This is a genomic window from Luteibacter sp. UNCMF366Tsu5.1, assembly GCF_900119235.1.
Taxonomy (GTDB): Bacteria; Pseudomonadota; Gammaproteobacteria; order Xanthomonadales; family Rhodanobacteraceae; genus Luteibacter; species Luteibacter flocculans.
The window spans coordinates 1-14453 of the sequence record NZ_FPIS01000003.1 but is presented as its reverse complement, the minus strand read 5'-3'; the positions used below and the strand labels follow the sequence as shown (position 1 = coordinate 14453).

Below are 14453 nucleotides of genomic sequence, written 5' to 3'. Positions count from 1 at the left end.
CGTAGCAGAAGGGGTGGATCGACCGTCTCCACGTATCCACAGCCTGTGGATAACTCTGTGGGCAATAAGAGGGACTCAGGCGATTCCCCGGCGGTCGTCGTTGATGAAACCACCCCGTAACAGAGGGATTTCAATTAAATCATGTACTTGGATGAGTGACCTGCGCGCGGACAGCAACTGTGACGCCCAAGTGGCAAAAAGGCCCGGTGTGCATAAGTCGGGACAGCCGCGCCGTCACCGGGCTTGCGGATGCGCGTCACGGCCCTGTCATCGCCCCGCGTCACACTTCCCTTCGTGCCAGGTGTCTCCCCGGCCCGGCGGCACAACGGGTTACCTGCCCCCTCCCTCGAAGGTGACCCAGACGGCGCGAGCGGCACTCGCGCCGTTTTTTTTGCGTGGCCGCCTTTGGGGGCTACGCCGCCAGCATCCCCCGCTCCGCCATGGAGAACGGGTCGCCCTGCCCGATGATCAGGTGGTCGAGCACCCGGATGTCCATCAGAGCGAGCGCATTGACCAGGGTGAGAGTGATGTCGCGGTCGGCGCGGCTAGGCTCGGCGATGCCCGAAGGGTGATTGTGGGCAAGGATCACCGCGCTCGCGTGGTGGCGCAGGCAAGCGCGGACCACTTCGCGCGGATAGACGCTGGCCCCGTCGATCGTGCCCCTGAACAACTCTTCGTAGGCAAGCACGCGGTGCCGCGTGTCGAGAAACAGGCAGGCAAAGACTTCGGTACGCAGGTGACGCATCCGTGCGCGGAGGTATTCGGCGCTGTCGCGAGGGTTCTGGATGCACGGAAGCTGGACCAGCCCCTCGCCGAGGGCTCGCCGCGCCAACTCCAGGGTGGCAATCAGGCGAGCGCGCTTGACCGGCCCCACGCCGCTGACCCGGGGAAGATCGTCTGGTTCGGCGAGCAGCCGTCCAAGGCTGCCGGCCCCGGCGAGGAGTGCGCGGCCTGTCGCGACGGCATCGCATCCCATGCTTCCGTTGCCGAGCAGCACGGCCAGTAGTTCAGCGTCGGACAAGGCGGCGGCACCGTGGGCGTAGAGGCGTTCGCGCGGGCGCTCGTGAGCGGCCCATGTTCGGATCGGCTGCGGGTGATACATCGCGGGGGATGCCGGTGCTTCGCGGACGGCAGCGGATTCGTCGGACGCGCGCTTCATGTGCTCACCTCACGTGGATGCCCGCATGGGAAGCGCGGCGCGACCTACAATTTAGGGTTGCGGTGGGTGGCGTGACGATAGAACGATTCTGAAAAATCGCGCGCGCGGTGGGTCGCGGGTTTTCCGTTAAGCTTATGACCCTTCCGAACAGCGCCGTGTCGTCATGAGCCTTCGCCAGCGTCGCATCCTGATTGGCGTTACCGGAGGTATCGCTGCCTACAAGACCTGCGAACTGGTGCGCCGTCTGCGTGACCTCGACGCCGAGGTGCGCGTGGTGATGACCGAGGGCGCCACGCATTTCGTCACGCCCACCACGTTCCAGGCGCTTTCCGGCCAGCCGGTGCGCGTCAGCCTGTGGGACGAACACGGCGAAGCTGCGATGGGTCATATCGAGCTCGCTCGCTGGGCCGAACGCGTGCTCATTGCCCCGGCCAGTGCCGATACGATCGCGCGGCTGGCGCACGGCTTGGCGGACGATCTGCTCTCGACGGTCGTGCTGGCGACCGCGGCACCGGTTTACGTGGCGCCTGCGATGAATCAGCAGATGTGGGCGAACCTCGCCGTGCAGGCGAACGTGGGCACGCTGCGGGTGCGCGGCATCGGCGTGCTTGGCCCGGCGGACGGCGACCAGGCCTGTGGCGACATCGGTTCCGGCCGCATGCTGGAGCCGCACGAACTGCGCGACATCCTTGTGGCCTCGTTTGGCGAGCAGCCGCTGCGCGGGCGAACGGTGGTGGTCAGTGCCGGCCCGACCTACGAGGATATCGATCCGGTGCGCTTTATCGGCAATCGCAGCTCCGGTCGCATGGGGTTCGCCGTGGCTGCCGCGGCGCGCGATGCCGGCGCCGACGTCACGCTGATTGCCGGACCGGTGAGCCTTCCCACGCCGCCGGGTATTCGGCGGGTGGACGTGCGCAGCGCTCGGCAGATGCACGACGCCGTGCTGGCTGCCGCAGAGCATGCCGACATCTACGTCGGTGCCGCGGCGGTGGGCGACTATCGACCGGATGTCGAGGCGGCGCACAAGTTGAAGAAGGCGGATGGCGCGCCGCTGCGCATCGAACTCATCGAGAACCCCGACATCATCGCCACGCTGTCGACCCGGCCGTCGCGTCCGTTCCTGGTCGGCTTCGCGGCGGAAACGCGCGAACTGGCCGGTTACGCGCAGGACAAGCTGCGTCGCAAGCGTATAGACATGATCGCGGCCAACGAGGTCGGCGAAGGCAAGGGATTCGAAGTGGCGAACAACGCGCTGCACCTGTATTGGCCCGATGGCGACGCCACCCTCCCGGAGATGCCGAAGACGGAGCTGGCCCGCCGGCTCGTCGCATGCATCGCCGAACGATTCCTTTCCGGCACCGGACGCACCTCTTGATCGATATCGAACTGAAGATTCTCGACCCGCGCCTGGGCGACAGCATTCCGTTGCCTGAGCCTGCGACGGCGGGTAGCGCGGGCATGGACCTGCGCGCCGCCGTGAACGAACCGACGACGCTCACCCCGGGACAGAGTCTGCTGGTGCCGACCGGCATGGCCATTCACATCGGCGACCCGGCATGGTGTGCGCTTATCGTCCCGCGGTCGGGGCTCGGCCATAAGCAAGGCCTCGTGATGGGCAACCTGGTCGGCGTGATCGACGCCGATTACCAGGGCCCGTTGATGATTTCGTGCTGGAATCGCGGTAACGCCGACGTGACCATCGCGCCGGGCGACCGGATTGCGCAATTATTGCTGGTACCTGTAGGACGGGCGCGTTTGCGCGTGGTCGACGGATTCACCCCCTCGCAGCGGGGCGAGGGAGGATTCGGCTCCACGGGTGTTGGCTGATTCTCCGAGGGAAAAAGGGGCACCATGGCTCGGAAAGAGGGAGGGGCGGGACGCATGTCCCGGGTCGATCTGCGACGTCTGCTGCCCCTCGCCGGGGCGACGTTGCTGCTCGTGGCGGGCGCGTTCTGCGCGTGGCAGGCATGGCTGATCGCCGACGAGGGCAGCGCGGCCGAGCGTACGCGTGAAGCCCAGCGCCAGGCGGTGCGCGAGCTGAGCGACCTCGTGGCGACGAAGCGCCAGGGCCTGCATCGTGTGCTCGGCGACGCCGGCATGGCGGCCGGCATTGAGGACCGCACGGCCGCCGCGGAACGCCTGCGCGCGGCCTTGCCCGGCGCGCGCAACGTCGAGGTCTACAGCGGCGGGCTCGATGAAGTGGTGCGCGCCAACTACCGGGACTTCGGCTATGCGAAGGCCGCGCAGTTGATGGCGGCACTGGGCTCGGAAGGTCCCCCGCCCGCATCCACGTCGCTGCACGGCGGCGAGCGTCGGTTGACCATCGTCGAGCCGGTGAACGTCGATGGCTCGGTGCACGACTGGATCTGGGTCGAGTATCCCTTTGACGAGGTTGCCGCTCGTTTCGACGGTCTCTCTCCCGGCGCGGGTCGTATCGAGCTGCGTCAGGGCGACGGTCGCGACAGCCTGTCACTGCTTTCGAAGGGATCGCGGTCGGCCGACCTGGAGCCCGAAGGCCAGCGCGTGACGGGCACCACGTTGTTCGTCTTCGCGGCGATGCCGCAGGCCTTCATCGTCATTCCTCACTCGGAGGCATTGGCGGTGCTGCTGACGCTCGTCGGTCTTGGCGGCGGCGCGCTCTTGCTTTGGGCGTCGCAACGGCGCACGGCGGTCGAGCCGGAGGCCGGGCCCGACGAAGACGTGCTGCTGGCAGACGTCGTTCGCGCACCCAAGCTTCCACCCCCGCCGGCCGCGCTTGCCGCGCCACTGCCCACGCCCGCGCCGCGTGCGCCGACCGTCGTGGATCGGGCCATCTTTCGTGCTTACGACATCCGCGGCGTGGTGGGAACGGCGCTCACGGCCGACGTGGCTCATCGCATCGGCCAGGCGGTGGGTGCACGCATGCTCGAAAGCGGCCTGCGCGAGATCGTGGTCGGTCGCGACGGGCGGCTGTCGGGTCCCGAACTGGCGAATGCGTTGTCCGACGGCCTGCGTGCGGCGGGCATCGACGTGATCGACCTCGGCATGGTGCCGACGCCGCTGGTCTACTTCGCGGCGTATCACTTCGGTACGGGATGCGGCATCGCAGTCACCGGTAGTCACAATCCGCCGGACCATAACGGCTTCAAGATCGTCATCGGTGGCGAGACCCTCGCGGAGGAGGCCATCGCCGATCTCTATCGGCGCATCGCCGAAGATCGGTTGCCCTCCGACGGCGGTGGCACGTGGCGTGAGCAGTCGATCGTGGAGGCCTACGTGTCGCGCGTGGCCGGCGACGTCGCTGCGGAGCGCCGCCTGAAGGTGGTGGTCGACGCTGGCAACGGCGCTGCGGGTGCTGTGGCGCCACGCGTGCTGGAGGACATCGGTTGCGAGGTGATCCCTCTCTACTGCGATGTGGACGGTCATTTTCCCAATCACCACCCGGACCCTTCCGATCCACGCAACCTTGCGGACCTCATCGCGGCGGTGCACACGATCGGTGCGGACATCGGCGTGGCATTCGACGGCGATGGCGACCGGCTCGGTGTCGTGACCCAGGCCGGCGAGATCATCTACCCCGACCGCCTGCTGATGCTGTTCGCCCAGGACGTGCTGGCGCGCAATCCGGGCGCTACGGTCATCTACGACGTGAAGTGCACGGGCCATCTGCGCCCGGTGATCCAACAAGCGGCGGGTGTGCCGTTGATGTGGCGTACCGGGCATTCGCTGATCAAGGCGAAGATGCGCGAGACCGGCGCGGCGCTGGCGGGTGAAATGAGCGGCCACTTTTTCTTTGCCGACAACAACCGTTGGTATGGCTTCGACGACGGTATCTACGCCGCCGCTCGACTGCTCGAAATCGTGGCGGGCGACGTGGAAGAGCGCTCCGTCACCGAATTGTTCGACAGTCTGCCCAAGAGCGTGTCCACCCCGGAGCTTCGTCTACCCATGGCCGAAGGTGCCCACCTGCGCTTCATGGATGCGTTCCGTGCTTCGGCCACGTTCGACGATGCGCGGGTGACGACGATCGACGGCATCCGCGCGGATTGGCCGGATGGATGGGGGCTCGTGCGGGCGTCGAATACGTCGCCTGCGCTGATCTTCCGTTTCGATGCCGACAATGGGCGCTCGCTCGAGCGGGTCAAGCAGGCGTTTCGCGAACGCCTGCTGGCCGTGGACGGCCACCTGGTGCTGCCCTTCTAGGGCAGCACTCAGTTTCCCGGGTTCGCCGCGGCCGCCTTGAGTTCGCGGTAGTGGCGCAGTTGCGCGTCCGTGTTGGCCCGTGCGGCTTCCTTGGCCGCCTGCTGGCGCTGCAGCGTCGCGCGCAGGGACGCCACCGTATTGCGCTGCTCCGCGATGCGATCGTTCAGGTACTTGGGCACCGGCTGCTTGGCGCGTTCCATGTCGCCCGCGCGCGTGAGCAGATCCGCCAGGGCCTTCTCCTGACCTTGCAGATTCAGCCGCGTGGTACGAGCCGCCTGCTCGAAGTTGTCCAGTTCCGCGTTCTTGGCGGCGGCGAAGGAGGCTTCATCGGGGTAGGCATTCAACATCTGCGCGTCCTCGCGCTGACGCTGCTGTCGCGCCTGTTCCTCTGCCGCACGCTGGTCGGCCAGCGCTTTGGCGGCGGCGCGTTCTTCGGGCGTCAGCTGCCGATCCACATGGCGCACCACGACCCCCGCCGGATTGACGACGTCGTAGCCGACCTTCATCGCATCGGACGTGAGGCTATCGCTGAAATAGGACTGACCGGAGGCGTCCTTCCAGCGGTAACGGTAGCCATTGCTGTTGGTGTTCTGGGCCAGCGCGGTCGTGCCTATGCACAAGGCCGCCCCCGCCAGGATCAATCGCGCTGCTCGCATGCTTTCCCCTCCTGTGGGCGGAGTATAGCCAGCGGACGAGGAACCATCGCGCATGGCCGGGAGGTTCGCCCGGCCACGTGACGCAGTCGCGGTTTCGCTCAGGTCGCCACGCCGTATTCCTCGCGGTAGGCGAGCAGGCGGCGATGCTCGGCCGCCAAGGCAGGGTTTTCGCCGGCATAGGCGAGCACGTCGGCCAGGCTCGCGATCGCGATGACGGGAATGCCGAACTGCGCGGATACCTCCTGTGCGGCCGACAGCTCGCCCTGGCCGCGCTCCTGGCGATCCAGTGCAATCAGCACGCCCGCCGGCTCGGCGCCCTGCGCCCGGATGAGTTCGAGCGACTCGCGCACGGCCGTGCCGGCGGTCATCACGTCGTCCACGATCAGCACGCGGCCATGCAACGGGGCGCCGACGAGGGTGCCGCCCTCGCCATGGCTTTTCGCTTCCTTGCGGTTATAGGCCCAGGGCACGTCGCGGCCCTGCGTATCGGCGAGCGCGATGGCGGTGGCCGCGGCGAGGGCGATGCCCTTGTAGGCGGGGCCGAACAGCATGTCGAACGGCACGCCGGAGCGCGTGGCGGCTTCGGCATAGGCGCGACCGAGCCGGCCCAGGGCCGCACCGGAGTCGATCCGGCCCATGTTGAAGAAGTAAGGACTGCTGCGGCCGGACTTCAGCGTGAATTCGCCGAAGCGGAGAACGTCGCGGGCGAGGGTGAGTTCAATGAATTCGCGCTGGTAATCGTGCACGGGCCGTCTCGTCTAAGGATGGGAAGAAGGCAGCGGATACCAGAGCATGTGCTGCGGTCCCGCACTGCCGCCATGGTACAACTCGCCGCTGTCGCGGTATCCGGCGCGCTGGTACGCGCGCACCGCGGCGGCATTGCGCACGTTGACCGTGAGCAGGATGCGCGTGCGATCGGGGTGGCGGCGCGCCACCTGGTCATGGATCGCGGCGAGCGCGGCCGCGCCCAGCCCCTGGCCTTGCCGGGTGGCGTCGATCAGAAAACTGCGCAGCGCCACGGCGCCTGTTGCCACGGGGTGGTCGCCCAGCGCATAGGCATGGCGATCGATCCGTACGTAACCGACGGGATCGTCTCCGTGCAGCAAGGCAAACGCTTCGCTGCCCGGGCACACGGCCACGTCGGCCAGGGAATCGGCGACATGGCCGACGAAGGCGACCTGGTCGGGATGAACGGCAAGGGCCAGCACGGCAGGAAGCAGCGCGTCGTCGACCGGCAGCACGCGAATCGTGGGAGGCATGCGCCCATTGTAGAGGACTCACGGTTGAGGGGCCGCGGCGAGAGCCCGCAGCGTCTGGGAGGCATCGGCTGCGGGTTATGATGGCGGATCGTCGAACGTCAACTGCAAGGTCCCATGCGCATTATTTCGCTGAATGCCAACGGCATCCGCTCCGCCGCCACCAAGGGCTTCTTCGAGTGGCTGCGCAAGCAGGACGCCGACGTCGTCTGCCTGCAGGAAACCAAGGCCCAGGAGGCGCAGCTCACCGATCCCATGTTCCGCCCCGATGGGCATCACTGCTTCTATCACGACGCCCGCAGCAAGAAGGGCTACAGCGGTGTGGCCATCTATTCGAAGCGTGAGCCGGACGAAGTGCGCGTGTCGCTGGGTCGGGAGGACTTCGACTGCGAGGGCCGCTACATCGAGGCCCGCTACGGCAACCTCAGCGTCGTGTCCTTCTACATCCCGTCCGGGTCGTCGGGCGACGAACGTCAGCAGTACAAGTTCCGGATCATGGAATGGCTGACGCCGATCCTGCGCGAGTGGGCGACGAGCGGCCGCGATTACGTGCTGTGCGGCGACTGGAACATCGTGCACACGAAGAACGACATCAAGAACTGGACGTCGAATCAGAAGAACTCGGGTTGCCTGCCCGAGGAACGCGCCTGGCTTGACCTCCTCTTCAAGGAGATCGGCTGGGTCGACAGTTTCCGTGCGATCAAGCCCGATGCGGTGGAATACACCTGGTGGTCGAACCGCGGCCAGGCGCGGGCGAACAACGTCGGTTGGCGCATCGACTACCAGATCGTGACCCCGGGCCTTCGCGATCGCCTGCGCGGCTGCTCGATCTATCGCGACGAGCGTTTCTCGGACCACGCCCCGTTCACCGTGGACTACGCCGAGTGAGCGAGCCGACAGGCGCGGTTCGCTACAAGGGCTTGCGCGGCGTCGTGGCGGCGTTCGCCCAGCCTGGCGCCGTCATCATGCTGTTCTTCGGCCTGGCTTCGGGCCTGCCGTTCCTGCTGGTCGGCAACACGCTCTCGGCATGGCTTCGGGAGTCCGGCGTGGACTACGGGGCGATCGGCATCGCCAGCTACGTGACCTTTGCCTATAACTTCAAGTTTCTCTGGTCGCCCGCCGTCGATCGGTTCAAGTTGCCGCTGTTCGGTCGGCTTGGCCTGCGTCGGGGTTGGATGATGTTCGCCCTGGTGCTGCTGGCGGCCGGCCTGCTCGGCATGGCCGCCATGCCGCCGACAGCCTCACTGCTGCGCTTCATGGCGATGACGCTGGTGGCCGCACTGGCCGGTGCCACCATCGACATCGTGGTGGACGCCTACCGCGTGGAGATCGCGCCGCAGGAAGCGCAGGGTGCGCTGGCCGCGACCTATACGCTGGGTTACCGCCTCGGATTGATCGCCGGTGGCGCAGGCATCCTTCTCCTCGCCGATGCGCTGGGCTGGCAGGCAGGTTACCTCGCCATCTGCGGGTTGCTCATCATTCCCATCGTTGCCGTGCTGGTCGCCCGCGAGCCCGAGCACCGCGTACGCGAGCGCGTGCCGCTTCGGGTTGCCGTGCAGGAAGGCTTCGTCGAGCCCTTCCGCGACTTTCTTTCGCGCTATGGCCTTGGCCTTGCGCTGGGACTGTTGCTGTTTGTGGCGCTGTTCCGTCTGCCCGACCAGATGCTTGGCGTCATGGCGTATCCGTTCTATCAGGACGCCGGGTTCAGCAAGACCCAGATCGCCGAGGTGTCGAAGGTCTATGGCGTCATCATCGGCATTGTTGGGGCGCTGCTCGGCGGCTGGGCCGTTACCCGCTTCGAGATGCGCCGATTGCTGGCGATCTCGGCGGTCGGGGTCGCGCTGTCGAACATGCTCTACCTGATCATGGCGAACCACCCCGGTCAGACCTGGGCATTCGTTGCCACGCTGTCCGGCGACAACTTCGCCCAGGGGTTCGCGGGGCCGGTTCTTGTCGCCTTCATGTCAGGTCTGGTCAACCGCAGCTTTACGGCCACGCAGTACGCCTTGCTGAGTGCGCTGGCAAACCTGCCAGGCAAGTTGCTCGGCGGGTTCTCCGGCTTCCTCGTCAAGAGCGACGGGTACCCCTCGCTGTTCGTTGTCAGCACGATATCCATCGTGCCGACGCTGATCGTGCTGGCAGTGCTGTGGCGACGGATGCCGGTGCCGGCACATAGCCGGACGGACTAATGACCTCGGCCGGACGGACGAGCTTCGTCGCTTGCCAAAACTGTGTAAGATCGCCGCCACAGGGGGCATGCGCGAGGAGGTTACGCACGTGCCGGATATAGTGGTGAGACATATCGACGAACAGATGGCGGAGCGCATCAAGACGCTTGCGCGCGAACGCCGCTGGTCGATCAACGAGGTGATCCTGCACGCGTTGCGCTACGGGCTCGGCTTGAGCCCGGGTGACGTGTTCAACGAGCTTTTGCTCGAACCAGGCGATATCGCGCGCCTCACCGGCGCATGGGACGCGGAAGAGCAGGCCGCGTTTCAGGATGCGCTGTCCGCCCTGGCGCAGGCCTCGCCTTCTGCGCTGGCCGATGTCGTCCCGCGCCCTGCGAAGACTTCCGAGACTTTCTGACGCGTTTCTCCGGGGCGTGTCCGTGGTTTCGATGCAGCGCCGCGAAACCGCCGGGGTACCCTTGTGGGAGCCGCCATGGCGGCGACGGGCGACCTTGCGGCTAGGCTACACCGCTTCGTTGGCTTCTCGCCGCCATGGCGGCTCCCACAAGGGTTGGCAAAGACAGCGGTCCTACAGGCCGTCGGCCCGCCTAGAAGGCGCCGCGTAGAGGGCGCCAAGCAACCGCAGGCCACGGGCACCAGTCACCGCGGGTAGATTCCCAGGCTCACCGCGCAGGCGGCGGTACGCGAGCCACGCGAATGCCATGGCCTCCATGGCGTCGGGATCGATGCCGAAGGCCGAGCTGATGTGCAGCGGCCGGCCTTCCAATCGGCTGGCGATCGCCTGCATCAATGCGGTGTTATGCACCCCGCCACCGCAGGCGACGACGTCGATGGCGTCACCTGCATGAAGTGCAATGGCGTCGGCCACCGAGTGGGCGCTGACGGCCAGTAGCGTCGCCTGCACGTCTTCCGGCGAAAGCTCGGTCACGCGCGAATGCATGTCGAGCCATGCCAGGTGGAAATGCTCGCGCCCGGTGCTCTTCGGCGGCGGCAGTGCGAAATAGGCGTCGTCCAGGAGTTCGGCAAGCAACGCGTCGTCGATACGGCCGGATGCCGCGAAGTGGCCGTCGCGGTCGAAGGCTTCGCCGCGATGGCGCAGGCACCAGGCATCCATGAGGCCATTGGCCGGTCCCGTATCGAAGCCGGTGACCGCACCTGACGCGTCCAGGCGCGTGACGTTGGCAATGCCACCCAGGTTCAACACCACGCGGGCGCCATGCTCCGGGCGGAGCACGGTGGCGTGGAAGGCCGGCACGAGGGGAGCGCCTTGTCCGCCCGCCGCGACGTCGGCGCGACGGAAGTCGGCGACCGTGTCGATGCCCGTGCATTCCGCGATGACGGAGGGATCGCCCACTTGCAGGGTGAAAGGGTAGTCGCCGCTAGGGCGATGGCGGATCGTCTGTCCGTGCGAGCCGATGGCGATCACATCGCGCGAAGACACGGCAGCCGACGCGAGCAGTGCGCTGGCCGCATCCGCAAAGGCACGACCAATGGCAACGTCCAGTCGACCGTAGGCGTCGAGGTCGAGGCGGACTTCGTCCTGTGCCACCGCCAGGACCTGGCGACGGAGGTGATCGTCCCAAGGATGCGTCGCGGCCGCGCGCAGCGCGGGGCGGCCGTTGTCGAAGTGGACCAGCGCAGCGTCGATGCCGTCTGCGCTGGTGCCCGAAATAAGGCCGAGGTAGAGGCCGTCCATGCCCTGGGTCATGGGTCAGTCGTTGTCTTGCTTGCCGGTGTCCGTGCGGGCCAGCTTGACGTTGCTGTCGACCTGGTTGAGTCGCGCCAGTTGCGGCCCGACCACTTCCTTCTTGAACTTCGCGAGTTGCGCCGCCGGCAACGGTTCGGGCTTGGGCAGGGTGACCGTCTGCGGATCGCGCTGCACGTTGTTGACGCGGAATTCGTAATGCAGATGCGGGCCGGTGGCGAGGCCGGTCATGCCGACGTAGCCGATGGTGCTGCCCTGGCTCACGCGCTGGCCGACGCGCAAGTTCGCGAAGCGCGACATGTGGCCGTAGGCCGTGCTGATGGTGGCGTTGTGCTGGATGACCACGAAGTTGCCGTAGCCGTTCATCCAGCCGCGGAACTTGACCACACCGTCGCCCGCCGCGTGAATAGGCGTGCCGGTGGGCGCGGCATAATCGACGCCCTTGTGCGCGCGCATCTTGCCGAGGATGGGATGCATGCGACCGGCGCTGAACTGCGACGAGATACGGGTGAAGTCGACGGGGATGCGCAGGAACGAGCCGGTGAGCGGACGGCCTTCCTCGCTGAAGTAGCTGACTTTGCCGTCGCTGTTCTTGAAGCGATACGCGGTATAGCGCTTGCCCTGGTTCACGAACTCGGCGGCAACGATGTCGCCTTCGCGCAGGAACGCGCCATCGCTGTAGACGTCGTCATAGATGACGGTGAAGTTGTCGCCGACGCGCAGGTCCTGCACGAAGTCGATATCGAACTTGAACACTTCCGCGAGCTTCAACACCATCGCGTTGCTCATGCCGGCCTTGGATGCGGCACCGAACAACGAACTGTCGATTTCGCCGTGTGCGATGTGCTCGCGACGCTGCACGTCGCGCTTCTGCGTGGTGAGCTGCGGCGACGCACCGTCGAGACGCAACGTGGCGATGCTGGCTTCGTCCTGATCGAAGCGCACGCCCTTGAGGACGTGGTCGCCGCTGATAAGGAATTGGAATTCCTGGCCCGGCTTGATCTGGTGGAAGGCCTTCGAACCGCCCGCGCCGTCGATGACGTGCTGCAGGTCCGTCATGCTGAGACCCTGGGCAAGGAAAATGTCGGCGAGGGTCTGTCCAGGCTGCACCTGGACCGTCTGCCACGTTTCCACAGGGGCAAGCGGCTTGATGCTGGCGGGATCGATCTTCGGTACGGCCAGCGGGACAACGGCGTGGATCGGCGGCGTGGCGCTGGTGACCGTCTGCTTCTTCATCGCGCCGGCCCAGGCCGGAATCACGAGCGCCGACAGAATGACGAGAAGGAACGCGGTGCCGGCGAGGATCCAACGCTCGCGTGTCCAGCTCAGCGGTTCCGCGGACGCATTGCGACTGAAGGACCAGTGAGCGGCGCGACTATCATAGAAGTGCGAATGACGGCGCTGCGCCTTGCGCCGGATGGCCTGCTTGCGTGCGTCATGCGCTCCGCGGTTCACATCACCCATTGTCTTTCTTGTATCCGCTCGCCCCGACTTGTCGCGTACCATAACGGCCCTGTGCAAAGTCCGTCAACGCCTTTCCCATCAAGGCTTTGCATCGCTTCTTGCGGTTAACGCACAATTAACCCCACGACGTCTTCACATACGAATGTGAAGGCCGAAGACCATTCGAATGAGAGAACGCATGAACGAGCTGGACCAGGCCCTGGCGCTGATCGCCCGCGGCGCCGACGAGATCATCAAGAAGGACGACCTCGAGGCGCGTCTCAAGCTGGGGCGCCCGCTGCGCATCAAGGCGGGCTTCGACCCGACGGCGCCGGATCTGCATCTGGGCCATACGGTGTTGCTCAACAAGATGCGCCAATTCCAGGATCTGGGTCACCAGGTCATCTTCCTGATCGGCGACTTCACGGGAATGATCGGCGATCCGACCGGCAAGAACGTGACGCGCAAGCCGCTGACCCGCGAGGATGTGCTGGCCAACGCGGAAACCTACGCCGAGCAGGTCTACAAGGTGCTCGACCGCGACAGGACGGAGCTCCGCTTCAATTCCGAGTGGTTCGGCAAGATGGGCGCGGCGGACATGATCCGCCTCGCCGCGCAGCACACGGTGGCGCGCATGCTCGAGCGCGACGATTTCGCCAAGCGCTACAAATCGGAGCAGCCGATCGCGATCCACGAGTTCCTCTACCCGCTGGTGCAGGGGTACGACTCGGTGGCCCTTGAATGTGACGTTGAGCTCGGCGGCACGGACCAGAAGTTCAACCTGCTTATGGGACGCGCCCTGCAGGAACACCACGGCCAGCCACCGCAGATCGTTCTGACCATGCCTCTGCTCGAGGGACTGGACGGCGTCAACAAGATGTCCAAGTCCCTGGGCAACTACATAGGCATCAACGAGCCGGCCATCGATATCGTCACCAAGACGATGAAGATCGGCGACGAGCTCATGTGGCGCTGGTACGAGCTGTTGAGCTTCGAGGTGTCGCTGGACGAATTGGCCACCATGAAGGCCGATATCGCTTCGGGTGCGCTGAATCCACGCGATGCCAAGCTGCGCCTCGCGCGCGAACTCGCTACGCGCTTCCACGACGCGGCGAGCGCCGAACAGGCGATTGCCGGCTGGCATGCGGTGGTGAGGGGCGAGGGCGATACGTCCCTGCTTCCCATGGTGGACATCGTTGCGCCGCCTGAGGGCTTTCGACTGGCGGCTCTATTGACGGCTGCCGGCGTCACGCCGAGCAACTCGGAAGCGAATCGGAAGCTCAAGGAGCGTGCAGTGAAGATCGACGGCGACGTGGTGGAGGACGCTGCGCGCGTCTTCACGGCCGGTTTCGAGGGTGTGCTCCAAGTGGGCAAGCGAAACTTCGCCCGCATCCGTCTGATTTAACGGCACTTTCAAAAAAGATTCACAAAAGGGGTTGCGGCATTCTTAGGAATCCGTATTATTCGCCTCCCCGCAGCGGCCCACGCCGAAAGACGAACGCTACGGTAGCTGTATCGCCTCGTCGGCGACCTCGAAAAAAAGCATCACGAGGGTGTTGACGGAAAGGAAAAACGATATAGAATGGGCGGCTCACCTCGGGACGAAATGTTCAGAGGGCGACAGCGAAAGATGTCGCAAGTGATTGATCTTTGACAGTGTGCGCAGGTGAATTGTGTGGACGCCTTGCGGTGGACTGAAAGCAGTCAACCAAATGCAAGTGTCCCACTAGAAAGAAGTCAGCAATGAGTTTTTTCTTGTTGGGGTTAAGCACTTCAGAAAGATAGATCATCTTCGGATGGTCGAAAACTTAAGTGAAGAGTTTGATCCTGGCTCAGATTGAACGCTGGCGGCATGCTTAACAC

13 protein-coding genes are annotated in these 14453 nt (G+C 65.6%); 7 read left to right on the top strand and 6 right to left on the bottom strand.

Translation table 11 applies throughout. From position 1 onward, the window contains the following. Nucleotides 1–412 precede the first annotated feature (412 nt). Nucleotides 413–1102: a RadC family protein gene (gene radC / locus BT115_RS13905; RefSeq protein ID WP_072323653.1), complete on the bottom strand. Its 690-nt coding sequence runs from the start codon at nucleotides 1100–1102 to the stop codon at nucleotides 413–415. Between the two features lie 220 nt (nucleotides 1103–1322). Here radC and coaBC point away from each other — a divergent pair, with 220 nt between their 5' ends. Genes coaBC through BT115_RS13890 form a run of 3 tightly spaced genes read left to right on the top strand, consistent with a single transcriptional unit; the run spans nucleotide 1323 to nucleotide 5341 of the window. Further along, nucleotides 1323–2534, top strand: a complete 1212-nt coding sequence (gene coaBC, locus BT115_RS13900; protein WP_072323233.1) for a bifunctional phosphopantothenoylcysteine decarboxylase/phosphopantothenate--cysteine ligase CoaBC — start codon at nucleotides 1323–1325, stop codon at nucleotides 2532–2534. Continuing rightward, nucleotides 2531–2986 carry a dUTP diphosphatase gene (dut, locus tag BT115_RS13895; protein ID WP_072323232.1) on the top strand — a complete coding sequence of 152 codons (456 nt, stop codon included), beginning with the start codon at nucleotides 2531–2533 and terminating at the stop codon, nucleotides 2984–2986. The genes coaBC and dut overlap by 4 nt, the downstream gene beginning before the upstream one ends. 54 nt (nucleotides 2987–3040) lie before the next feature. After that, on the top strand, nucleotides 3041–5341 hold the full coding sequence (locus BT115_RS13890; RefSeq protein ID WP_143144574.1) for a phosphomannomutase/phosphoglucomutase: 2301 nt from the start codon (nucleotides 3041–3043) through the stop codon (nucleotides 5339–5341). Nucleotides 5342–5349: 8 nt separating this feature from the next. On the opposite strand, the gene BT115_RS13885 is transcribed toward BT115_RS13890, so the two are convergent. The 3 genes from BT115_RS13885 to BT115_RS13875 all read right to left on the bottom strand — a co-directional run bounded on the left by BT115_RS13885 (nucleotide 5350) and on the right by BT115_RS13875 (nucleotide 7256). After that, nucleotides 5350–5997, bottom strand: a complete 648-nt coding sequence (locus tag BT115_RS13885) for a DUF4124 domain-containing protein (RefSeq protein WP_072323230.1) — start codon at nucleotides 5995–5997, stop codon at nucleotides 5350–5352. A gap of 98 nt (nucleotides 5998–6095) precedes the next feature. Further along, entirely contained in the window at nucleotides 6096–6743 is a 648-nt protein-coding gene (pyrE, locus tag BT115_RS13880; protein ID WP_072323229.1) for an orotate phosphoribosyltransferase, read from the bottom strand. Between the two features lie 12 nt (nucleotides 6744–6755). Then, a complete protein-coding gene (locus BT115_RS13875) occupies nucleotides 6756–7256 on the bottom strand; it encodes a GNAT family N-acetyltransferase (protein WP_072323228.1) in 501 nt (166 codons plus the stop codon). 114 nt (nucleotides 7257–7370) lie between these two features. Here BT115_RS13875 and BT115_RS13870 point away from each other — a divergent pair, with 114 nt between their 5' ends. From BT115_RS13870 to BT115_RS13860, 3 genes are all read left to right on the top strand, one after another. Continuing rightward, complete coding sequence (locus BT115_RS13870) at nucleotides 7371–8141, top strand: exodeoxyribonuclease III (RefSeq protein WP_072323227.1); 771 nt, start codon at nucleotides 7371–7373, stop codon at nucleotides 8139–8141. Next, entirely contained in the window at nucleotides 8138–9442 is a 1305-nt protein-coding gene (locus tag BT115_RS13865; RefSeq protein ID WP_072323226.1) for an AmpG family muropeptide MFS transporter, read from the top strand. Before BT115_RS13870 ends, BT115_RS13865 begins: the two co-directional genes overlap by 4 nt. A gap of 103 nt (nucleotides 9443–9545) precedes the next feature. Then, nucleotides 9546–9839, top strand: a complete 294-nt coding sequence (locus tag BT115_RS13860; protein WP_250339414.1) for a hypothetical protein — start codon at nucleotides 9546–9548, stop codon at nucleotides 9837–9839. 171 nt (nucleotides 9840–10010) lie between these two features. Here the strand turns inward: BT115_RS13860 and BT115_RS13855 are convergent, their stop codons facing one another. Beyond that, nucleotides 10011–11138, bottom strand: a complete 1128-nt coding sequence (locus BT115_RS13855) for an anhydro-N-acetylmuramic acid kinase (RefSeq protein ID WP_072323651.1) — start codon at nucleotides 11136–11138, stop codon at nucleotides 10011–10013. A 15-nt stretch (nucleotides 11139–11153) separates the two neighbouring features. After that, on the bottom strand, nucleotides 11154–12611 hold the full coding sequence (locus BT115_RS13850; RefSeq protein ID WP_072323225.1) for an OapA family protein: 1458 nt from the start codon (nucleotides 12609–12611) through the stop codon (nucleotides 11154–11156). Nucleotides 12612–12789: 178 nt separating this feature from the next. Between BT115_RS13850 and tyrS the strand changes: the two genes are divergently transcribed. Beyond that, nucleotides 12790–13995: a tyrosine--tRNA ligase gene (gene tyrS, locus BT115_RS13845; protein WP_072323224.1), complete on the top strand. Its 1206-nt coding sequence runs from the start codon at nucleotides 12790–12792 to the stop codon at nucleotides 13993–13995. Nucleotides 13996–14453 lie beyond the last annotated feature (458 nt).

Coding starts and splice junctions, on each gene's coding strand:
- radC (WP_072323653.1), bottom strand. CDS start 1,102: ATGTATCACCCGCAGCCGATCCGAACATGGGCCGCTCACGAGCGCCCG.
- coaBC (WP_072323233.1), top strand. CDS start 1,323: ATGAGCCTTCGCCAGCGTCGCATCCTGATTGGCGTTACCGGAGGTATC.
- BT115_RS13890 (WP_143144574.1), top strand. CDS start 3,041: ATGTCCCGGGTCGATCTGCGACGTCTGCTGCCCCTCGCCGGGGCGACG.
- BT115_RS13885 (WP_072323230.1), bottom strand. CDS start 5,997: ATGCGAGCAGCGCGATTGATCCTGGCGGGGGCGGCCTTGTGCATAGGC.
- BT115_RS13875 (WP_072323228.1), bottom strand. CDS start 7,256: ATGCCTCCCACGATTCGCGTGCTGCCGGTCGACGACGCGCTGCTTCCT.
- BT115_RS13870 (WP_072323227.1), top strand. CDS start 7,371: ATGCGCATTATTTCGCTGAATGCCAACGGCATCCGCTCCGCCGCCACC.
- BT115_RS13855 (WP_072323651.1), bottom strand. CDS start 11,138: ATGGACGGCCTCTACCTCGGCCTTATTTCGGGCACCAGCGCAGACGGC.
- BT115_RS13850 (WP_072323225.1), bottom strand. CDS start 12,611: ATGGGTGATGTGAACCGCGGAGCGCATGACGCACGCAAGCAGGCCATC.
- tyrS (WP_072323224.1), top strand. CDS start 12,790: ATGAACGAGCTGGACCAGGCCCTGGCGCTGATCGCCCGCGGCGCCGAC.